General features: G+C 63.3%; 21 protein-coding genes. 7 read left to right on the top strand and 14 right to left on the bottom strand.

Annotation, left to right across the window (positions count from 1 at the left end):
• Position 1: 1 nt before the first annotated feature.
• Genes IVB26_RS12750 through IVB26_RS12770 form a run of 5 tightly spaced genes read right to left on the bottom strand, consistent with a single transcriptional unit; the run spans position 2 to position 5,771 of the window.
• Positions 2-874, bottom strand: coding sequence for a branched-chain amino acid ABC transporter permease (locus tag IVB26_RS12750; protein ID WP_247971975.1), 873 nt, complete (start codon positions 872-874; stop codon positions 2-4).
• Positions 875-2,809, bottom strand: a complete 1,935-nt coding sequence (locus IVB26_RS12755) for an AMP-dependent synthetase/ligase (protein WP_247971976.1) — start codon at positions 2,807-2,809, stop codon at positions 875-877. It lies immediately after the preceding gene.
• Complete coding sequence (locus tag IVB26_RS12760) at positions 2,809-3,603, bottom strand: ABC transporter ATP-binding protein (protein ID WP_247971977.1); 795 nt, start codon at positions 3,601-3,603, stop codon at positions 2,809-2,811. Before IVB26_RS12760 ends, IVB26_RS12755 begins: the two co-directional genes overlap by 1 nt.
• Positions 3,600-4,454, bottom strand: coding sequence for an ABC transporter ATP-binding protein (locus IVB26_RS12765; protein WP_247971978.1), 855 nt, complete (start codon positions 4,452-4,454; stop codon positions 3,600-3,602). Before IVB26_RS12765 ends, IVB26_RS12760 begins: the two co-directional genes overlap by 4 nt.
• A gap of 3 nt (positions 4,455-4,457) precedes the next feature.
• Positions 4,458-5,771 (bottom strand): phytoene desaturase family protein, encoded by a 1,314-nt coding sequence (locus tag IVB26_RS12770; RefSeq protein ID WP_247971979.1) that lies wholly within the window; start codon positions 5,769-5,771, stop codon positions 4,458-4,460.
• Between the two features lie 296 nt (positions 5,772-6,067).
• Between IVB26_RS12770 and IVB26_RS12775 the strand changes: the two genes are divergently transcribed.
• On the top strand, positions 6,068-6,661 hold the full coding sequence (locus tag IVB26_RS12775) for a TetR/AcrR family transcriptional regulator (protein WP_247971980.1): 594 nt from the start codon (positions 6,068-6,070) through the stop codon (positions 6,659-6,661).
• A 328-nt stretch (positions 6,662-6,989) separates the two neighbouring features.
• On the opposite strand, the gene IVB26_RS12780 is transcribed toward IVB26_RS12775, so the two are convergent.
• Positions 6,990-7,910 (bottom strand): LysR family transcriptional regulator, encoded by a 921-nt coding sequence (locus IVB26_RS12780; RefSeq protein WP_247971981.1) that lies wholly within the window; start codon positions 7,908-7,910, stop codon positions 6,990-6,992.
• Between the two features lie 87 nt (positions 7,911-7,997).
• Positions 7,998-8,156, bottom strand: coding sequence for a hypothetical protein (locus tag IVB26_RS12785; RefSeq protein ID WP_247971982.1), 159 nt, complete (start codon positions 8,154-8,156; stop codon positions 7,998-8,000).
• A gap of 198 nt (positions 8,157-8,354) precedes the next feature.
• On the opposite strand from IVB26_RS12785, the gene IVB26_RS12790 reads away from it, so the two are divergent.
• Entirely contained in the window at positions 8,355-9,335 is a 981-nt protein-coding gene (locus tag IVB26_RS12790) for a Bug family tripartite tricarboxylate transporter substrate binding protein (protein ID WP_247971983.1), read from the top strand.
• Between the two features lie 22 nt (positions 9,336-9,357).
• Here IVB26_RS12790 and IVB26_RS12795 read toward each other — a convergent pair whose 3' ends face one another.
• Entirely contained in the window at positions 9,358-9,678 is a 321-nt protein-coding gene (locus IVB26_RS12795) for a hypothetical protein (protein ID WP_247971984.1), read from the bottom strand.
• A gap of 102 nt (positions 9,679-9,780) precedes the next feature.
• Positions 9,781-10,236, bottom strand: a complete 456-nt coding sequence (locus tag IVB26_RS12800; RefSeq protein ID WP_247971985.1) for an Hsp20 family protein — start codon at positions 10,234-10,236, stop codon at positions 9,781-9,783.
• A gap of 329 nt (positions 10,237-10,565) precedes the next feature.
• Here IVB26_RS12800 and IVB26_RS12805 point away from each other — a divergent pair, with 329 nt between their 5' ends.
• Positions 10,566-10,790 (top strand): hypothetical protein, encoded by a 225-nt coding sequence (locus IVB26_RS12805; protein ID WP_247971986.1) that lies wholly within the window; start codon positions 10,566-10,568, stop codon positions 10,788-10,790.
• Complete coding sequence (locus IVB26_RS12810) at positions 10,787-10,966, top strand: hypothetical protein (RefSeq protein WP_247971987.1); 180 nt, start codon at positions 10,787-10,789, stop codon at positions 10,964-10,966. The genes IVB26_RS12805 and IVB26_RS12810 overlap by 4 nt, the downstream gene beginning before the upstream one ends.
• A gap of 3 nt (positions 10,967-10,969) precedes the next feature.
• On the opposite strand, the gene IVB26_RS12815 is transcribed toward IVB26_RS12810, so the two are convergent.
• The gene (locus IVB26_RS12815; RefSeq protein ID WP_247971988.1) at positions 10,970-11,857 is read right to left on the bottom strand and encodes a hypothetical protein; all 888 of its coding nucleotides are present in this window, start codon (positions 11,855-11,857) and stop codon (positions 10,970-10,972) included.
• 166 nt (positions 11,858-12,023) lie between these two features.
• Between IVB26_RS12815 and IVB26_RS12820 the strand changes: the two genes are divergently transcribed.
• The gene (locus tag IVB26_RS12820; RefSeq protein ID WP_247971989.1) at positions 12,024-13,211 is read left to right on the top strand and encodes a CaiB/BaiF CoA transferase family protein; all 1,188 of its coding nucleotides are present in this window, start codon (positions 12,024-12,026) and stop codon (positions 13,209-13,211) included.
• On the opposite strand, the gene IVB26_RS12825 is transcribed toward IVB26_RS12820, so the two are convergent.
• The gene (locus tag IVB26_RS12825; protein ID WP_247971990.1) at positions 13,208-13,930 is read right to left on the bottom strand and encodes a DUF72 domain-containing protein; all 723 of its coding nucleotides are present in this window, start codon (positions 13,928-13,930) and stop codon (positions 13,208-13,210) included. The two genes, IVB26_RS12820 and IVB26_RS12825, sit on opposite strands and share 4 nt — an antisense overlap.
• Before the next feature lie 92 nt (positions 13,931-14,022).
• Here IVB26_RS12825 and IVB26_RS12830 point away from each other — a divergent pair, with 92 nt between their 5' ends.
• Complete coding sequence (locus IVB26_RS12830; protein WP_247971991.1) at positions 14,023-14,238, top strand: hypothetical protein; 216 nt, start codon at positions 14,023-14,025, stop codon at positions 14,236-14,238.
• Positions 14,239-14,422: 184 nt separating this feature from the next.
• Here the strand turns inward: IVB26_RS12830 and IVB26_RS12835 are convergent, their stop codons facing one another.
• The 3 genes from IVB26_RS12835 to IVB26_RS12845 form a co-directional block, all read right to left on the bottom strand.
• A complete protein-coding gene (locus tag IVB26_RS12835; RefSeq protein ID WP_247971992.1) occupies positions 14,423-15,571 on the bottom strand; it encodes an amidohydrolase in 1,149 nt (382 codons plus the stop codon).
• Positions 15,572-15,843: 272 nt separating this feature from the next.
• Complete coding sequence (locus IVB26_RS12840) at positions 15,844-16,932, bottom strand: mandelate racemase/muconate lactonizing enzyme family protein (protein WP_247971993.1); 1,089 nt, start codon at positions 16,930-16,932, stop codon at positions 15,844-15,846.
• 126 nt (positions 16,933-17,058) lie between these two features.
• On the bottom strand, positions 17,059-18,252 hold the full coding sequence (locus IVB26_RS12845; RefSeq protein WP_247971994.1) for a M20/M25/M40 family metallo-hydrolase: 1,194 nt from the start codon (positions 18,250-18,252) through the stop codon (positions 17,059-17,061).
• Positions 18,253-18,557: 305 nt separating this feature from the next.
• On the opposite strand from IVB26_RS12845, the gene IVB26_RS12850 reads away from it, so the two are divergent.
• Entirely contained in the window at positions 18,558-19,433 is an 876-nt protein-coding gene (locus tag IVB26_RS12850) for an outer membrane protein (protein ID WP_247971995.1), read from the top strand.
• Positions 19,434-19,466 lie beyond the last annotated feature (33 nt).

A 19,466-nucleotide genomic window follows, 5' to 3' on the forward strand; every position in this document is an offset into this window, starting at 1 on the left:
CCTAGACCCTCTCGATGTCGCGTTCGCCGAACATGCCGAACGGGCGGATCATGAGCACGACGATGATCATCGCGAAGCCCGCGATTTCCTTCATGTCGGAGCCGAGATAGCCGCCGGCGAGATTTTCGGTGATGCCGATGAGCAGGCCACCGAGGCCGGAGCCGAGAACGGCGTCGAGCCCGCCCAAAATGGTGGCTGGAAACGCCTTGAGCCCGAGCTGGAACATGGCCGGCGACAGATCGTATGAAAGGGCGAAGAACACGCCGCCGATGCCGGCGATGACCGACGAGGCCGCCCAGGCCATCGCGTGAACGCGGCTGGCGCTGATGCCCATCAGCAACGCGGTGCGATCGTCGGCCGCGACCGCGCGCATCGCGATCCCCATCTTGCTGTAGCGGAAGAACGCCCAGATCGCCGCCAGCAGCGCCAGCAGCGTCGCAATGACAGCTATCTGGCCCGTGCGGACGCCGATGCCGTCGAAGCGTACGATGTCGCGACCCATTCCGACGTCCAAACCGTGCGGATAGGCGTCCCAGATGAAGTTGATCGCCGAGCGCAGGATCACCGCCAGCCCGATGGTCACCATCACGGTCGCAAACACCGGCTCGCCCAACATCGGCCGCATCACGACGCGCTCGATGATCAGGCCGAGCAGGATGGCGGCGAGGATAGCGCCGAACGCCACCACGACGACATTTCCGCCGACGGTGGTCGAGATGGTCCAGGCGATATAGGCGGTGATCATGGTCATCTCGCCCTGCGCGAAATTGACCAGCCCGGTCGATTTGTAGATGACGGCAAAGCCCATCGCGATCAGGCCGTAGATCGCGCCGATTGCGAGACCCGAGATCAAAAGCTGCAGGAGATACTGCATTCAGTCCTCCGCCGGATAGATGATGGCGAGCTCGCGCGCGAACTTCTTCTCGATCATGGCGCGCCGCACCTTTTGCGTGGCGGTCAGCTCGCCGTCGTCGTGGTCGAGCTCCTTCTCCAGGATGGCGAACCGCCTGACGTTCTCGACCCGGGCAAAGCGCTTGTTGGTCTCGCCAACGATGCGCTCCACCAACTCGTGGACTTCGGGGAGCTGCGACAGCGATTTGTAGTTGGTGTAGGCCAGCGCCCGGTCGCGCGCCCAACGGCCGACATTGTCGTAGTCGACCTGGATGATGGCGCCGAGATACTTCTTGGCCTCGCCGACCACGATCGCTTCCTTGACGAATTCGGAATCCTTCAGCGCGTTCTCGATCTCGGAGGGTGCGATGTTCTTTCCACCCGCGGTGATGATGATGGCCTTCTTGCGGTCGACCACGGCGATCTCGCCATTGTCGAGCACCTCGACGATGTCGCCGGTGCGCAGCCAGCCCCCGTTCTCGAGTGAAGCCGTCGAGGCCTTTTCGTCGAGGAAGTAGCCCTTGAAGACACCGGGATTGCGCAGCAGGATCTCGCCGTCGTCATCGAGCTTCCATTCGGTCCGCGGAAGCGGCAGGCCGCAGCCGCCGATCCGGTGGTGGCTTGCCGACTGGACGAAGGCGACGCCGCCGCTTTCGGTGAGCCCATAGCCCTGCGAGACCGGGCGGCCGATAATGTCGAAGAAGCGCAGGGTCTCAGGCGAGATCGATGCGCCTGCGCAGAGCCGATGACGGCTATAGGCGAAGCCGAGGTGACGCTGCAGATTCCGGAACATCAGGAGATAAAGCAGGCCGTAAGCGGCCCGATCGATGAAGCTTTGCTTGCCTGCCTGCCGGCGGTCGGAAAGTGTGCGACCCCAGGCGAGGCAAGCCCTGGTCAGGCCTTGCCGCAGCCTGCCGCTTTCGCCGAGCCGGAACAGAAAGCCCTGTTGCAGCTTCTCGTAGATGCGCGGTACGCCGACGAAGAAGGTCGGCGCGATCTCGCGGATATTGGTGGCGACGGTGTCGATCGATTCGGCAAAGCTCACCGTGCCACCGAGCACCAGATGCGTCACCATGCCGTAGCAGCGCTCTGCGACGTGGCACAGCGGCAGATAGCTGACGGCCTCGAACGGCTTATCCGCGATGCCGACGGCTTCGGCGTAAGTGTAGGCGGCGTAGACGAGATTGCGATGTGTCAGCATCGCGCCCTTGGGCGGGCCGGTTGTGCCGGAGGTGTAGACCAGGATGCAGACGTCGTCGGGCGCGCCTTGCGAGATCAGGCGATCGAGTGCCGCGTTCGCGTCCGGAGTCTCACGTGCATGGGCAAAGCCGCGCTGGCACAGGGTCTCGAACGACATCAGCGCCGACTGGCGGTAGTGCCGCAGGCCCTTCATGTCGATGCAGACGATGGCCTCGACATCGGGCAGTCCGCCATTGTTGGCCATGGCGTCCAGCACTTTGTCGGTCTGCTCCTGGTCGCCGGTGACGACAACACGGGCGCCGGAATGCTTGACGATGTATTGCAGCTCGACCCAGGGATTGGTCGGATAAATACCGACGGTCACGGCCCCGATCATCTGCGCGCCGAGATCGGCGTAAAACCATTCCGGCGTATTCTCGCCGGCGATGGCGATGCGATCGCCGGCCTTGATGCCGAGCGACAGCAGGCCTAACGCCACTGCACGCGCCGTCTCGTAATAGTGGCGCCAGGAGTAAGGGTTCCAGATGCCATAATCCTTTTCGCGCAAGGCCCGTGCCTCGCCATGCACGGCGGCGCGGTGTCTCAGCATCTGCGGAATGGTGATGGCACCATCCCGGAGCGAGGCACGAAAGGTCGCCACATCACTTGCGGGCGCGCTGCGGGTGGCGGCCGCCTGGAGCGGCGGAAGCGCGGAGCGGAGGCTATCGAGCGTCGACATCACGATCCCGCCTGTGCAATTGCGCCGGAACGTTTGCCGCCGAGATAGGCTTCGGCGACGGCTGGATGGTGTCTGATCTCGTCGGGTGTGCCTTCGGCAATCTTGCGGCCAAAATTGAGCACGTGGACGCGGTCGGAGATGTCCATGACGATCCGCATCTCATGCTCGATCATCAGTACGGTGATGCCGAGCTCGTCTCGTATGTCGAGCACGAAACGGGCGATGTCCTCCGTCTCCTCCTGGTTCATGCCCGAGACCATCTCGTCGAGCAGCAGGATCTTGGGCTCCGAAGCGAGCGCGCGCGCAAGCTCGACGCGCTTCTGCTGGCCGTAGGATAGCGTCCCGACGACGGCGTCTCTGACATGCTCGATCTCGAGGAATTCGATGATGTGCTCGACCCGTTGCCGCGCCGCGATCTCCTCACTGCGGCTACGGCCGAAGAAGATGACGGCATCAAGCACGTTGGAACGTAGATGGGTGTGGCGGCCGGTCAGGATGTTCTCGACCACGGTACCGTGCTTGAACAGGGCTAGGTTCTGGAAGGTGCGGCCGATTCCGGCGGCGGCAAACCGCCAGGGCGAGATGGTTGAAACATCGACGCCGTCGAATACGATCAGGCCGCCGCTCGGCCGCAGCACGCCGGATATCATGTTGAACAGGGTGGTCTTGCCAGCGCCGTTCGGGCCGATCACGCTGCAGATCTCGCCGGGCGCGACCGTGAGGCTGACGTCGGCGATGGCCTGGAGGCCGCCGAAACGCTTGCTGAGGTTTTCGACCTTAAGGAGCGCGGTCACGACAGCCACCGCTTGCGACGCTTGTAGTGCTTGACCTCGCGCAAGCTCTTGCGGCCGGCCGAGGAGACGCCGAGGTAGAATTCCTGGACATCCTCATTGGCCGTGAGCTTCCTGGCGGTGCCGTCGAGCACGACGCGCCCCGTTTCGAGAATGTAGCCATAATCGGCGATATCGAGCGCACGCTGCGCGTTCTGTTCGACCAGCAGCACCGTCATCTTCAATTCGTCGCGCAGGCGGGCGATCACCTCGTAGATGCGGTCTATGATCAGCGGCGCGAGCCCCAGCGACGGCTCGTCGAGTGCGAGCAGGACCGGATCGGTCATGAGTGCGCGGCCGATCGCGAGCATCTGCTGTTCCCCGCCGGACATGTAGCCGGCTATCTGGTCGCGCCGTTCGTAGAGTCGCGGAAACAACGCGAATACCTTTTCGCGACGCTCGCGCGCCTCCGCACCGGTCCTCGTGTAGCCTCCCATCTGGAGATTTTCGTCGATCGTCAGTGCAGCAAAGACACGACGGCCCTCGGGTACTTGCACGATGCCGCGGCGTACCAGCGCGTCGGGCGGGAGCTGATGCACGTCCTCGCCACTGAAGCGAATGCTGCCATTCTCGATCACGCCCTCCTCGGTGTAGAGGATGCCGGACATCGCTTTGAGCAGCGTGGACTTGCCGGCGCCGTTGGAGCCGAGCAGGGCGACGATGCCACCTTCGGGCACCGCAATCGAGACGTCGCGAATGGCCTCGATCGCGTTATCGTAGACGATGCGGATGTTGCGGAATTCGAGCAGGCAATCCGGCGCGGGCATCGCTTGCGTCGCGGAGGAGGAGGTCGGGGTTCGGATCGTGGTCGGCATCGATCAGATCCGGCTCGCTTGGGCCGCGGGCGGCCGCGTTGCGAGGATGGCGTCGGTGACGATCTTCGCCGTCTCGGCGCAGGCCTGCGTGCCGCCATTGCCATATTGCTTGACCGCATCGCCGACGCACCACAGGCCCTCGATGCCGGTCTCGCGCGGCAGGTCGTAGCCGGCGCAGCTCCGTTGCGCCGGCCAGTCGTCGCGCATCACGCGGATGGAGAGGATTTTGGCCTGGTCGAAATTGCTGAACTGTTCGCGGAGATCCGTCAGCGCAAGTGCGATCTCGGCATCGGAGTCGAACTCGCCGAGCGCGGGAACCGGCACGGCATAGGCAACATAGAGATGCCAGCCGGGCGGCGCTAGCTCTGGGCAAGTGGCGGAGAGGTTCGCCATGTTGCACAACCGGCGCGTCTTGCCGAACGTCACGATGCCGGGGTGGTTCAGTAGCGGCTCGCGGCTCGCGACATTGATGACGATGTTGGCGGCCGGACGGAGGTCGTTCCTGACCCGGGTGACATAATCAGCGGGGAAGGCGGCTTCGCCGGCAAGCGCGACGGTTGCCTTCGGCCCGGCATTGCTGACGACGAGATCGGTGTCGATCCGCGTCGGCTTGCCGTCCCGGACCAGGGTCACGCCGCTCACTTGTCCGTTCGCCGTGTGGATTTGGGTAGCCGGTGCGCCGAGCCAGACCTCGCCATTGCGCCTGACCGCCGTCGCAAGGCTGTTCCAAACGCCGACCGTTCCCTCCGGACAGAAGCCGAACTTCTTGAAGGCGCCCTTGCTGGTGAAATAGGTGAGGAAGGCGCGAGCTGGCAGCTCGGCGGCGTTGCAGGCGAAGATCGCAGCACAAAGATTGCGGAAGAGCGCATGCACGGTGGCGTTGCTGGTGTAGCCCTTCAGCCAGTCTTCGGTGGATTGCCGGCCATCGGGCAGATTGCCGGAGCGGGCGTCGGCGAATTTCTCGAGGATGCGGGAGGCCTGCTTGGTCAGTTGCCCGAGCAGGAGCGACCAGCCGCCGCGGCCCACATCGATCAGCTTGCCGTCGATGAAGAAGGAGCTTGCCGGCTCCGGCGCGCGAATGTTGAGCGGGGCGCCGACGGTGCGAAACGTCTCCTCGAACACGCCGCCGAACTCGATCGCGATCGCGCCGATATTGATCTTGAAGCCGTCGATCTCCTCGGTTGAGGCGCGGCCGCCTAGCCTGTCGTGATCATCGACCAGGACCGTGTAGAGCCCGGCATGCGCCAGCCGCGCCGCAGCGCACAGGCCGCCCGCGCCGGCCCCGATCACGACAGCATCGACCTTCCGACTGTCCACGCACAACCTCCCTGATGCCGCTGGGTTGGTCCCGCGTGCCTGAATTGCTTGCCCGACGAGATAGGACGATATTATAATCCGACCGGCCGTTCAAATTATTTTTTGATCTGGATCAAACTTTCGGACGCCTCGGCTAGAGTTCTGGTGGACTTGTGTCCACAAGCTGAGCGCGATGGCCGAAGCGGTTGTATAGAGGAGCGGAAGTCGCCGGATTCGGCGGCGTTCGTTTTGAGCGAGAGAGGCCGATGGCGCGGACGCGCTCTGAGAACTACGACGACATTCACCGCGGAATCATCGTGGCGGCCCGCGGCCTGTTCGCAGAACACGGCTATATGCGTGCCTCGATCGCCGATCTCGCCGAAGCGTGCAAGCTGTCACGCGGCGCGCTGTATCACTACTTCGAATCGAAGGAAGCGATCCTGTTCGCAATTCTGGACGAGCACGTACGCCAGATGATTGCGGACGTCGAGAACGCGATCGCAAGGCATGAATCGACGGCCGATCAGTTCCGAGCAGCGATCCGCGCCATCGTCGATCTCAACGCGCGTTCGCCGCAGGAACAACGCCTGATCCTCAACGATCTGACGTTCCTGTCTGAAGACGACCAACAGACGATCAAATCTCTTGAGCGCCAGATTGTCGATCTGGTTTCCGGCCTGCTTCTCCAGCTCGACAATCAGGGGAAGATCGTCAAGCGGACGCGGAAGGTCTACGCCATGATGCTCTTTGGCACACTGAACTTCAGCCACACCTGGTATGATCCCAAGGGAGGGATTGGACCGGCCGAGTTCGCGGACATGATCGTGGATCAATTCCTGTATGGGATCGCGAGTCCTGTTGTGTCACGGCATCCCGCGACGTCCGCGCGCTCTGCCAAGTCAGCCTCGTAAAATTCCAGCTTTTACGCCGCGTCTGGCTTCTCACAGCCGTGCACGCAACTCGCGCTTGAGGACTTGCCGGCATCGGAAGGCGGGAATCTATGACGCCGACAAGTTTCGACATCCACACCGTACTTTTATCTCAAGTGCGCCCACCGGCTACAGCTGGGAATATTTCAAGAGAGCACTGCGCACGCTTACCGTCATTTGGCTCGTGCCTTCGCCATCCTCAAAGCATCTTAGACTCAGCCGCCATCGGATCGGCTATTTTACAGCGTACGAGCCGCTCACTGCCGCGGTCTAGTTTTCAGCGCAGCCTATGAGCTGTACGCATTTCACCCTACCCAGAAGCGCGACGTGGTCTCTGAATCGCGGCAGGAATGAGCTGCCGCGCCAGATTAATGAAATGTTGCGCGTGGCTGAGCAAGTCAGCGTCTTTACGTTTTACCAGATATAGCTGTCTTTGAATGCGGGGTGCTACGATGCGAAGTGTTTCCACTCCGTTGGCCCGCGCATCAAAGGAGGTCGGCAGAATGGAAACATACTGCCCGCTACGAACCAAACTTACGATCGTCGAGAGCTGCTCTACTTCAATGCGCCAGGGCACGCTAAGTCCCATACGTGAAAGTTCACCGTCGATCTGTTGACGGGTTGAGCTAAGAGGATTGAGGCCCACCACGTGGAAATCAGCAAGGTCCTTCCAGGAAACTTTGTCCTTGATGCCGAGAGTCCTCTTCAGCTTGGTCGATACTATCAGACGGAAGTCGTACCATCCCATGGATTCGGCATGAATCGCATTGCCAAAGGTCAATTGTGTCGTAATGCCGAAATCCGCATTTCCCTGCTCGACAAGATTGACCACGCTCGAAGCAGTACCGTCGCGGACATATAGCAGAACGTGCGGGTAGGCTTTGCCGAATGAAGACAGAATATCGGGCAGGACTGACGCGGTAATTGTTGCAACCATGGCAACGGTCAGAGTGCCAGACTGGCCTTTCACCGAGCGAGCAGCTTCTTCCAGGCTGGCATCCAGGTCGGACAACAGTGGAAGGATTTTGCTGTACAGAGCCGCGCCTGTGAGCGTCAGTGTGATTTTTCGCGTCGTGCGGGTGAATAATTGGCCGCCCAGGCGTTGCTCGATATTGGCGATGCGGCGGCTCAGTGCAGACGGAGTGATGCAAAGCGCATCCGCCGCCTCAGAGAAACGTCCGAGCCGCACTACGGCGCAAAAGGCTTTAAGATCCTCAATGCTGTAATTCATTCTTCAAACGCAACAATGGTTGCAATATTCCTGTTTGACACACCATAGCGCCGTTTCTAGCGTTCGGGAATGGTGACTTCAACGAGACTATTCACCTTCGGCAAAATTCGTCGATCCATAAGTCTGGTTGGCCACAACCAAGGCGCGGCTTTGCTGCACGGCGTCGCCCGAAGCTAGTAAAGAGAGTTCTTGCAGTGAGCCCGGCGGTATGCCGACGGCCCTTGCTGAAACGGCATTGCCGCTCACTTGGTGATCTGGTGCGACTTCATAGAACCGTTCGTGGATGGGACATCGACAGCGGGCCAGCGAATATCTGGCGGGTGGGAACGCATTTTCTCATGATCGACGTTGAACAGCGATGAAATTATCTCCCTCGTCGGTGATTGGTTGGCCGAAACCCCAAACTAGCATCGGTTCAAGGGAAGAATATCGAGGGAGTTAGAAGTGAAGCTCGTTCAACTCATCAAATCAATCTGCGCTTTGGGTCTGTCGCTTTCGGCATTGCCCGCGATCGCTCAGGCACAATATCCCGACCGTCCGATCAAACTGGTAGTGCCCTACGCACCAGGCGGCACCGTTGACGTTTTTGCGCGCATCCTCCAGCCCAAGCTTGAAGCAAAACTAGGCAAGCCCGTCATCATCGAGAACGTCCCCGGTGCGGGCGGTACAATCGGCGTAGCCCGAGTGGCCAAGGCTGCCAAACCGGACGGATACACGATTTTGCTCGGTATCGTATCGGACGTAGTTATAGCCCCCCTGACCGAGGTCAACACCAACTACAGCTATCGCGATCTCGAGGCGATTGCCCCGCTGGGTACCAGCGGCATCGGCTTGGTTGCAAAGCCAGATCTCGGTATCAGGTCTTTTGATGATCTCATCGCTTACGCCCGCAAGAATCCGGGAAAGCTCGCGTATGGGGCAACTGGTGCCGGGTCCCTTCCGGCACTGGCCATGGAAGATCTAAAGCGCCGCGCCAACATCGACATTCAGTTCGTTCCCTACACGAGCGCAGCAAAGATTGCTCAGGATGCGCTGGGCGGCCATCTAGATATCGCCGTGTCCGGCTTACCTGCGCTGCTTGAGTACATTAGGACCGGAAACCTCTCCGCTGTTGGTGTCATGAGCAGAGATCGCGACATCGGCAATCCGGACATGCAGTCTGCCAGTGAATCCAAGGAACTGCTGGGAATGGACTTTTACTTCTGGACCGGCCTCTTTGCCCCAAAGGGAACCCCAGAGCCTATTGTCAGCAAGCTCAACGCCAGTTTCCTGGCGGCGTTGCGCGAACCGGCCACCGAAGAGCGCTTCAAGGAGTTTGGCGTGAAGATCAGCCCGACGTCCACCCCCGCGGAGTATGCGAAGTTCGTGGCGGCAAGCCATGACTCTTGGGCGACGATTGTCGAAGCAAACAAGAAGAAGCCATAACTCATCCCCTGGCGGTCTTCGATCACGGCGTTGCGGCGGCCCATGGCCGCCGCAGCCGCATCGGGACGCCGCCGCGGGGCGGCGGGTCATCGTCGTCGTCATCGAGCTTGCGCAGCGCGGCGAGGATGTCTGCAAGCCGGATCGGATGATCCATGCCCGGAATCTCGCGTAGCGCCGGGTGGGATTCGACGGCGTACATGTCCGAGGCCCACGACGACAATATGATCCGCTTCTCCGCTGTCGAGAGCTTGCCGTCGTCGAGGACGGCGTTCGGCGATGCATAATGCGCGGCGGGATGAAACAGCGGGCTGAGGCCGCCCGTGGTCGCATTGGCGTTGGTCATCTCTGGTCTCCCTCTACGCTCCTTTCGAAGGGATGCGGCGGACGGCGAGGAGGTCGCCGTCCGCCTTGGTGGTCGCAGGCACGTCGACCGCGTCGGGCGCGATTAGGCGGCCTTCTTCTGCTCGATCTGCGGTGACGCAGCCCCCGCGATCTGGATCCGGCGCGGCTTCATGGCTTCCGGAATCTCGCGCAGGAGGTCGATGACCAGGAGACCGTCCTGGAAAGCCGCCTGCTTCACCTGGACGTAGTCCGCGAGATTGAACACGCGGCGGAACGGACGCGCCGCGATACCCTGATAGAGATATTCGCGGGTGGCGCTGTCGGGCTTCCGGCCCTCGATGGTGAGCGCGTTCTGTTCGGCGGTCACGGCGATGTCGTTGACGCCGAAGCCCGCCACGGCCAGCGTGATCCGGTATTGGTCTTCGCCGGAGCGCTCGATGTTGTAGGGCGGATAGTTGTCCTCGCCCGCCTGGCGCAGCGTGCTGTCGACGAGGTCGGCCAGATGATCGAAGCCGATGGTGGAGCGCCACAGCGGCGCGAAGTCAAAGGTGGTCCTCATACCAAGTCCTCCAAAGAGCAAGATGGTTACGAAGGAGCGCAAGACAGGGAATCGGAAGCGGGTCCGAAGACCCGGCCCGGCGCCCGCGCCGAACCCGATTGGGCATCCGGCGCACCGCTCTCGCGGCGAAAAACGAATTAGAGCGGCGCAAGGACCTTGCAAGAGGGAGCCCGAAATTTTTTTTGAGGGGCCGCCGGCGCCGTCGGGGGAGCGGCGAAACAGCGTCTTGACAGGACAACGCGCCTGAATATTTTTTGCGCCGGAAGATAGTTTCTTCCTGCACCGCAAAATCGAAAAGGACCGTGAAAGACCGTCAGGAGTGACGACCGATGCTCGATCAGGATTTCGCCCGCATCCGCGCGCACCGCAACAATTTGTCTCGTTATCGACGCTTGCTGAAGACCAGGCTGTCGGACATTGAGCGCCAGTTTATCGAACGACGCCTCGCCGAGGAGCAGACCGCGCTCGAGGCTCTTACCGGCGATGCCGTCCCGGCTGCATTCAGCCTTCCGAACATGCCATCGGTGTCCACTGCTGCAGGAGCGGAACGATGAGTGACGTCCGCAACCTCCTCATCAGCGGCAGCGAGAAGGTGATCGGGCACTATCGCATGTTGCTGGCCGGTGCCAGAAGCGAGAGCGAACGCGAGCTCTATCGCGCCCGGATCGAGCGCGAGCAGCGCCTGCTCGATTCGCTCCAACATGGCTTGCTGGATCGATCGGCGGCGTGAGGACTAGCCCTCGTACTGGTCCGGTCCCATCGCCCACAGGGACTGGTCGTGGCCGTACGCGTAATTCCGGTTATTGAGCGCCGGATTGCGATTGACCATCGGCCGCATGAACATTGGATGGGTAGCGCTGCGCACCTCGTGCTCCACCGTGAACAGAGGTTTGCCGCTGTCGAGCTCGACGATGTCGCAGAACCGGTACTGGTATTGATTGTCCTCGCGGGAGACCAGTCTGCGCGCCAGGAGTTTTCGATACGGGCCGGAGAAATCGGTGATGTACATCTGCACGTGATGCCCGTCATAGTCGCCCTGCGACCGATCGGTCTCGCGGAACAACAGATGCTGGTTGCGGCCCGTCTTCACGGCGGCGACCGTGCCGTCGCCATTCCACAACTCCGATGGCATGCCCATGATCTCGGGGTAGAAGGCGCAGATGCCGCGCGCCGATCCCATGGGCACGTCGAACTCGACATAGGGAATGCCGAGCGCGATACGCCCGAAGCGCGCGGCGTCGGGCTCGTAGCAGCGCAGGCGGTTGCCCCAGGGACAGATCGCCTCGACATGGTCGTTGCGCTCGGCGAAGGCGAAGGCCGTGCCCTCGAGTTTCTTCGCGACCGACGCAAGCCGCGCCAGCAGCGCCTCGCGCCCCGCGATGACCAGCCCGATATGGCCGCGCAGCACCTGCGCCCTGCCGCTCGGCAGGTGAAACTGGCTCCGTCCGGCGTTGATCCACATATTGGTGTCCGACACCATCAGATAGGGATCGCGGGTGAGCCCGAGCCCTGCGACGTAGAACAGGGTGGCGAGGCGCTGATCCGGAACCTGGATGTTGACGTGCTCGAAATGGATGGCATTGCCGAGATCTTCTGCGGATCGGTCGAATTGTTGCGGCATGGATGGGCGCTCTGGCTGGGGGATGGACAGGTGCATATTAGAGCAGAATTTCCGCCCGCCGAAACGGGGCACCGATGAAATATCGAGAGCAGCGCAAGATGGCCGTTGCCACCTTGCCGTGGCAGCCGTTCCCTGTAATCTCTCCAAAAATTCAGGGAAGGGATCGATGGGAGGAGTTCTGGAGGGCGTGCGCGTCCTCGATTTCGGGCGCTACATTGCGGGCCCCTATTGCGCGACCCTGCTGGCGGAGTTCGGTGCCGAGGTCATCCGCGTCGAGAAGCGCGAGGGCAGCGAGGATCGCTTCGTGGCGCCGGTCGGGGAGGGCGGCGAAGGCGCGCTGTTCCTCCAGGTCAACCGCAACAAGAAATGCGTCACGCTCGATCCGATGAAGCCGGAAGGGCAGGAGGTGATGCGCCGCCTGGTTGCGACCGCGGACGTCGTCGTCGCCAATCTGCCGCCGCAGACCCTGCGCGCGATGAGGCTCGATTACGAGTCGCTCAAGGCGATCAAGCCCGACATCATCCTGACGACGGCAACCGCATTCGGCGGGCCGGGGCCGTGGTCCGACCGCGTCGGTTTCGACGGTGTCGGACAGGTCATGTCGGGTTCGGTCTACATGACGGGCACCGGGGATCCGCCGTTTCGCGCCGCGGTGAACTGGGTCGATTTCGGCACTGCGCTGCATTGCGCGTTTGGCACGCTCGCAGCCCTGATCGAGCGCGATAAATCCGGGCGCGGGCAGATCGTCGAGGGCGCGCTGCTCGCAACCGCGCTGTCCTTCACCAATGCGACGCTGATCGAGCAGGCGGTGATCAACGTCAACCGCGTCCCGACGGGCAATCTCGGCCAGACCGCGGCGCCCGCCGACATCTACCGCACCAGGGACGGCTGGGTGCTGTGCCAGGTCACCGGCCATCCGCTGTTCAAGCGCTGGGCGCGGCTGATGGGCGAGGAGGATTTGTGGCTGAACGATCCGCGCTTTGCCGACGACATCAGCCGCGGCAATAACGGCCCCGTCATCAGCGAGCGGATGGCGCGCTGGTGCGCCGAGCGCACCACGCAGGACGCCGTCGATGCGCTGGGCAAGGCGATGATTCCGACCGGGCCCGTGCTCTCACCGCAACAGGCGCTGGATCATCCGCACATCCGCGCGGCCGGCTTCATGCAGGACGTCGACTATCCCGGCCTGCCGAAGCCCGCGCCGGTGACGCGTGCTGCGGTCAGGCTGTCGGAAACGCCGGGTGAAATCGCGAGCCGTCCGCCGACACTCGGCGAGCACACCGATCTCGTCCTCGCCGAGCTCGGCTATGATGCGGCCGCGATCGCGGCGCTTCGGCAAGGCGGTGTCATCTAGAGCAATTGCTTCAAGGCCTGCGCGTCGGCCGGTGCCGCGCTCTTCTGGTCGTTGTCGAAATAAACGTAGACGTCGCAGCCCTGACGCTTCCAGGACTTGATGCGTTTGGCCCATTGCGCCAGCGCGGCCTTGGTATAGTGCCCGTGATAGCGCCCGCTTGGCCCGTGTCCGCGTACATAGACGAAATCCGCGGTGCGCTTCCATGGCGCCGGCGCATCGTGATGGTCGGACAGGCAGAGCGAGATGTTCTCGTCCGCCAGCATTCGCAGGATGCGCGGCTGATACCAGCTCGGATGACGGAATTCGAAACTGTAGCGCCGTTTCCGCGACAACAGCTTGAAGAAGGACGCGAGCCGGTCGGCGTTCGCCTCGAATTGCGGCGGCAACTGGAACAGGATGGGGCCGGCCTTGCCGCCGAGCCGTGAGATGCGGTCCTCCAGCAGCTCGAGGCTGTTGACGGAGCGCTCCGACAGGCGCTTCCAATGCGTGATGAATTTGGACGCCTTCCAGGCGAACACGAAGTCGCCGCCGGTCTGCTCGCGCCAGCCTTTCACCGCTTCGGGCGTCGGCGTGCGGTAGAACACGCCGTTCAGCTCCGTGGTGTCGAACTGTCCGGCGTAGTAGCTGAGCTGCTGCTTCAGCGTCACGCCCTCGGGAAAGAACGGCCCACGCCAGGAATCGTAGTGCCAGCCGGAGGTGCCGATCAGAACGCGCGCCATGTGTCACGTGCCATCCGTTGCCATTTGCCGGAAGGAACGTCCGTGCCGCCGATACGTTGCTCGTGAGCTTGATCAACGCAGGACCGGAACCGATGTACGCGCTGTTTGAAGGCAACAAGCAGATCGGCGATCCCTTTCCCACCGAGAAAGAGGTGTGGGAGGCCGCCTTGATCGAGGGGCTGGTGACCGACGTTCCCGTGGCCGACGAGGAGGGCGGCCGGCTTCTCCCGGAGGGATATCACGTCGCACAGGTGGAAGAGACGTTCGCGCCGCGGCCGGACTGGAAGCTTCCGCGCGAGATCTCGTGAAACGGATCGGGGCTCCTTCACCTCTCCCGCTTGCGGGAGTGGTCGCGCCTATGGCGCGGGTGAGGGCTTTCTCCTCTTGGGGATTGTCACATTGCGGAAACACCCTCTCCCCAACCCTCTCCCGCAAGCGGGAGAGGGAGTGCAGCTCCCTCGTTGCAGCGACTGCGTCTCATGTTGTCGTGCTTCAGTTCGACGCCAGCGCCGCCTTGGCCACTTCGGCCATCCAGCTCGCTGCCACCGGCAGGATCGCGTCGTTGAAATCGTAGCGCGGGCCGTGCAGCTCGGCGCCGTCGCGCAGTTCGCCGTTGCCGATCCAGACGAAGGCGCCCGGCCGCTGCTGCAGATAATGGGCAAAATCCTCGCCAGCCATGCTGGGCGCGAGGTCGCGGCGCAGCTCGGCCCGGACCTTCTCCGCAGCGATGCGTGCCAGGCCAGCTTCGTCAGGTGTGTTGATCACGACGCCGACGCCCATGACGATCTCGGGCGTGACCTTGACGCCAAAGCTCGTCGCGATCCCGGCGCAGGTGCGCTCGATCCCGTCGAGGATGACGCCCTTGACCGCCTCGCGGTGGTACCGCAGCGTGCCGCGGATGGTCACGCGTCCGGCGATCTGGTTCGGCGCGGTGCCGCCTTCGATCGTGCAGAGCGACAGCACCGCGGTGTCGAGCGGATCGACGCTGCGGGAGGTGATCGCTTGCAGCGCCACGATCAGATGGCCGGCCGCCATCACCGGATCGCGCGTCAGATGCGGCATGCCGGCGTGGCCAGCATGGCCCTCGATGGTGATGATGACGCGCCCGCCGGAGGCCATGACGACGCCGTCATGCACGGCGATGGTGCCGGCGGCAAGGCCCGGCCAATTGTGAAAGCCGAATACCCGTTCCATCGGAAAGCGGTCGAACAGCCCGGCCGCGACCATCGCGCGCGAGCCGCCAAAGCCTTCCTCGGCCGGCTGGAAGATGAAATCGACCGTGCCGCTCCAGTCGGTGTCGGTGGCGAGCAGCGCGGCGGCGCCGAGCAGCGAGGCGGTGTGGCCGTCATGGCCGCAGGCATGCATCACGCCTGATGTCCTGGAGGCGTAGGCAAGTCCGGTATCCTCGGTGATCGGCAGCGCGTCCATGTCGGCGCGCAAGCCGACGCGGCTCTGCGCATGCCCGCGCGTCAAGGTCGCGACGATGCCGTGGCCGCCGATTGCCGACTCGAAGGGAATGCCAAGCTCGGTGAGCTTGTCCTGCACGAAGGCAGCGGTCTCCTTCTCCTGGAGCGACAGCTCCGGGTGGGCATGCAGGTGCCGGCGCCACGCGGTCAGTTTCTGGTGCAGCTCGGGTGTCAAGGCAGGGGTCTCTCGCAAAATGTCGGTTGAGGGCACCATAGCGGATTATTCGTCGGTCGCACCAAGCGCCCTGGAATGGCTCGCGTGCAGCAAAGCTTGCGGTAATTGCTGGGGCAGACCGGCTGCGCCACGCGCTTCGCTTCACCTCTCCCGCTTGCGGGAGAGGCCGGGAGAGGGCTCGATCGTCATTGGGGATCTCACTGCGGAGACACCCTCTCCCCAACCCTCTCCCGCAAGCGGGAGAGGGGGCGCACCTCCGGCTACGGATCGCCCTACGCCGCCAGCTTCGCCAGCCCCGCCCAATCGAAGCTGATGCCGTGCCCGGGGCGGTCCGGCGCCAGCGCCTTGCCGTCCTGAAGCACCAGCGGGTGCTCGATGTACTTGTCCAGCCCGAAGCCGTGCGCCTCCAGATAGGAGCGGTTCGGGCAGGCCGCGAGCAGATGCACGGTGATGTCGTGCGCGCCGTGGCTGGTGACGGGCAGGTTGAAGGCTTCCGCCAGGCGCGCGATCTTCATGAAGGCGCTAACGCCGCCGCAATTGGTGACGTCGGGCTCGGGATAGGACACCGCGCCACTGGCGATGTAGGTCTTGAACTCCCACAGCGAGCGCAAATTCTCGCCCGCCGCGATCGGCACACCGCCCTCCTGCATGATGCGCGCGTGGCCTGCGACATCGTCAGGGATGATCGGCTCCTCGAGCCAGGTGAGGTCATAGCATGCGAACGCGCGGGCCGCGCGGATCGCTTCCTCGACGGTCCATTTCATGTTGGCATCCGCCATCAGCGGAAAACCGTCGCCGAGATGCTGCCGCATCGCGGAGACCTTCGCGACGTCGGCCTTCAGGTCGGGCCGGCCGACCTTCATCTTGATGGCGCGAAATCCCTTGGCGAGGTTGCCGTCGGTCTGCTTGAGCAGCGCATCGACGGAGAGATCGAGGTCGATGCCGCCGGCATAGCACGGCACGCGCGCATCGAAGCCGCCGAGCAATTGATACAGCGGCAGCTTCGCGCGCCGCGCCTTCAAATCCCACAGCGCGATGTCGAGCGCGGAGAGCGCCAGCACCACCGGCCCGCCGCGGCCGCCATAATGCAGCGCCCACCAGACCTGATGCCAGATCGCTTCGGTGTCGTCGGCCTCGCGGCCCTCGACCAGCCCCGGAATTTCGCGCTTGAGGATGTCGGCGACGGCGCCGCCGTTACGGCCCACCGTGTAAGTGTAGCCAACACCTTCGGCGCCATCGGCATCACGGATGCGGCAGGTGATCAGCTCGAACGCTGCGATCTCACCATGCGTGGAGTCGGACAGCGTGACGGGGAGGGGTATCCGGTAGAGGGCGGATTCGATATTTGCGATGTGTGGCATGTTCCTCTCCCGATTTTTATTTTTGTTTGTAGGATGGGTAGAGCGCAGCGAAACCCATCATCTTCATCTTCGCAAGCAGCGATGGGTTTCGCTAACGCTCTACCCATCCTACAAGCTGCTCTATGCTCACCGCATCGTCGCAAGCTGCACCGCCAGCGCACACGCTCGATCGTATTCGTCGAGATTGATCCATTCGTCGATCGTGTGCGCCTCGTTCTGGCCGGCGCCGAAGGTCACGGTCGGAATGCCGTGACGGACCATCCAATTGGCATCCAGGCCGCCATTGGCGGTGCGGACATTCGGAGTGCCGCCGACTGCGGATACGGCCTCGACCGCGCGCTTGATCACGGGCTGGCTGTCCTTCATGCGGAACGGATAATAGTCGGTCTCGGCCTTGAACTTGACCTTGCCGGACTTGCCTTGCGCGTTCGTCACCTTCTTGGCCGCCTTCTCGAACGCGGCCTTGTAGGCTTTCGTGATCTCCTTGAAGAATTTTCCGTCATGGCTGCGGCTTTCGCCGCGCACATGCACGTAGTCGGTGACAACGTTGGTGGCATCGCCCGCCGGGCGGCCTTCGCCGCCGGTGACGGGGCCGACATTGCTGGTGCCTTGCTGCTTGCCCTTCACCACCTTGCCGAACCAGCCGCCGGCCTTCACGTCCGCGAGCGCGAGCGCCATGATCATGGTCGAGGAGATGCCGCGCTCCGGCGCGACGCCGGCATGCGAGGCGCGGCCGAAGATCTCCACGGTCCAGCGGTCGGCGCCGACCGCGCCGATGACGACGTTGGAGGCCGAGCCGCCGTCGTAGTTGAAAGCCATTACGGGCGAGCCGAGCTCGTCCAGCTTGACGTGGCGCGCGCCATAGAGCCCGCTCTCCTCGCGCACGCAGAACAACAGCGTAATCGGCGGATGATCGAGCTTCTGCTTGGCGAGCTCGGCCGCCAGCGTCACCAGCACGCCGCAGCCGCAGCGGTTGTCACCGCCGAGCGCGGTCTTGGCTTCGTTGACGATCTTGCGTCCGGATTTTTTCGGCTTGGCACCGGCGCAGAGCGGCACGGTGTCCATGTGGGTCATGAACATGATCCGCGGCTGGTTGTGCAGCGCGCCGCGGCCGGGCAGGTCGACGATGAGATTGCCGGTCTCGGTCGGCACGGGAATGCGGCTGTTGGCATCGTCGAGCCGGATCGCCTTCGCCGGCACGCCGCTCTCCCTCAGCGCGGCCATCAGCTCCCGCCCGATCGCCGCCTCCTGTCCGGTCACGCCCTCGACGGCGAGGAAGCGCATGAGGCGGTCGGTGGCGGCTTTGGTGTCGACAGGCATGAGTTCATTCCCTTGATGCACGATGCTTGTCAGCATCCCTTGCAGCACGCCGTTGTGCAAGGCGGCCTCGACGCATGAAGTCCAGCGCTGCGTTGCCGGGCGCGCATGGTCCCGGGACGGCCTCGACGCGGCCCAGGGCCGGGCCGTATGGCCGAGGCGATCAGCCGGCGCGGGCATCGCGTCGCGCAGACACAATGTGTCTGGATGTTGCCGTCCGGTGACAGCTTGGGCTGCGATTCGCCTCTAACTTAGGGTGTTATTTGGTGCGGCGGCACGCTGACACTTGCCTAGAGGTATTGAGGACGATGATGCGGATCGCAGCCATTGCGGGAAGTGCCTTATTCTTCGGTGTCGTGGCGGCGAATGCTGCGGATATGGCGGTCAAGGCGAGACCTGCGCCGGTCGCCGCGCAGATCTTCAGCTGGACCGGATTCTATGTCGGCGCCAATGTCGGCGGCGCCTGGACTCCCGGCGGCGGCGGCAGCGATGGCGGACCGCTGTTCCCTGCTTTCGCTGTGGCGCCCCCGGTCGCGGCCGTGCTGACGATTGTTCCCGGACAGACTGGCACCCTTGCTGGCGGCGGCCGCCACAGCGGTGTCATCGGCGGCGGCCAGATCGGCTACAATTGGCAGGTCCAGCAGTTCGTGCTCGGCGTGGAGGCCGACGCGGTCGGCACCGGATTAAGCGGGAGCAGCGCCAGCGCTTCGCGCACCTTCGGTGCCCCGACGTTTGCGCCGCCGGTGACCCAGACGGTGACGGTCGATTTCGGTCATATCGACTGGATGGCCAGCTTCCGCGGTCGCGCCGGCGTCACGGTGGACCGGGCGATGTTCTACGTCACCGGCGGTGCCGCCGTCGCCGAGATCGGCGGTTCCAGGACCACGGTCGCCAACGGCCCGGGCATTGCCATCCCGGCGGGAAGTTTCACGGCAACGAACGGTTCTACGACGCGCTGGGGCTGGACTGTCGGCGGCGGCATCGAATGGGCGTTCAACCCGAACTGGAGCCTGGCGGGCGAATATCGCTACACCGACTTCGGCAGCCGCAGCGTCGCCTTCACCGTTCCCGACGGCCTTGGCGGCGTGTTCGCAACGGGGACGGCGAGCTCGCGGCTGACGGTCGAGCAAGCAACTCTCAGGGTGAATTATCGCTTCGGCGGACCGGTGGTCGCGAAGTACTGATCCCGGGCCTCATGATGGCCTGGAAGCGTGCAA

It is taken from the genome of Bradyrhizobium sp. 195 (genome assembly GCF_023101665.1).
Lineage (GTDB): Bacteria > Pseudomonadota > Alphaproteobacteria > Rhizobiales > Xanthobacteraceae > Bradyrhizobium.

Excerpts from the sequence above, each read along its gene's own strand:
- IVB26_RS12750 (WP_247971975.1), bottom strand. The coding sequence starts at position 874 with ATGCAGTATCTCCTGCAGCTTTTGATCTCGGGTCTCGCAATCGGCGCG.
- IVB26_RS12755 (WP_247971976.1), bottom strand. The coding sequence starts at position 2,809 with ATGTCGACGCTCGATAGCCTCCGCTCCGCGCTTCCGCCGCTCCAGGCG.
- IVB26_RS12765 (WP_247971978.1), bottom strand. The coding sequence starts at position 4,454 with ATGCCGACCACGATCCGAACCCCGACCTCCTCCTCCGCGACGCAAGCG.
- IVB26_RS12780 (WP_247971981.1), bottom strand. The coding sequence starts at position 7,910 with ATGAATTACAGCATTGAGGATCTTAAAGCCTTTTGCGCCGTAGTGCGG.
- IVB26_RS12795 (WP_247971984.1), bottom strand. The coding sequence starts at position 9,678 with ATGACCAACGCCAATGCGACCACGGGCGGCCTCAGCCCGCTGTTTCAT.
- IVB26_RS12800 (WP_247971985.1), bottom strand. The coding sequence starts at position 10,236 with ATGAGGACCACCTTTGACTTCGCGCCGCTGTGGCGCTCCACCATCGGC.
- IVB26_RS12805 (WP_247971986.1), top strand. The coding sequence starts at position 10,566 with ATGCTCGATCAGGATTTCGCCCGCATCCGCGCGCACCGCAACAATTTG.
- IVB26_RS12810 (WP_247971987.1), top strand. The coding sequence starts at position 10,787 with ATGAGTGACGTCCGCAACCTCCTCATCAGCGGCAGCGAGAAGGTGATC.
- IVB26_RS12815 (WP_247971988.1), bottom strand. The coding sequence starts at position 11,857 with ATGCCGCAACAATTCGACCGATCCGCAGAAGATCTCGGCAATGCCATC.
- IVB26_RS12820 (WP_247971989.1), top strand. The coding sequence starts at position 12,024 with ATGGGAGGAGTTCTGGAGGGCGTGCGCGTCCTCGATTTCGGGCGCTAC.
- IVB26_RS12825 (WP_247971990.1), bottom strand. The coding sequence starts at position 13,930 with ATGGCGCGCGTTCTGATCGGCACCTCCGGCTGGCACTACGATTCCTGG.
- IVB26_RS12830 (WP_247971991.1), top strand. The coding sequence starts at position 14,023 with ATGTACGCGCTGTTTGAAGGCAACAAGCAGATCGGCGATCCCTTTCCC.
- IVB26_RS12840 (WP_247971993.1), bottom strand. The coding sequence starts at position 16,932 with ATGCCACACATCGCAAATATCGAATCCGCCCTCTACCGGATACCCCTC.
- IVB26_RS12845 (WP_247971994.1), bottom strand. The coding sequence starts at position 18,252 with ATGCCTGTCGACACCAAAGCCGCCACCGACCGCCTCATGCGCTTCCTC.
- IVB26_RS12850 (WP_247971995.1), top strand. The coding sequence starts at position 18,558 with ATGATGCGGATCGCAGCCATTGCGGGAAGTGCCTTATTCTTCGGTGTC.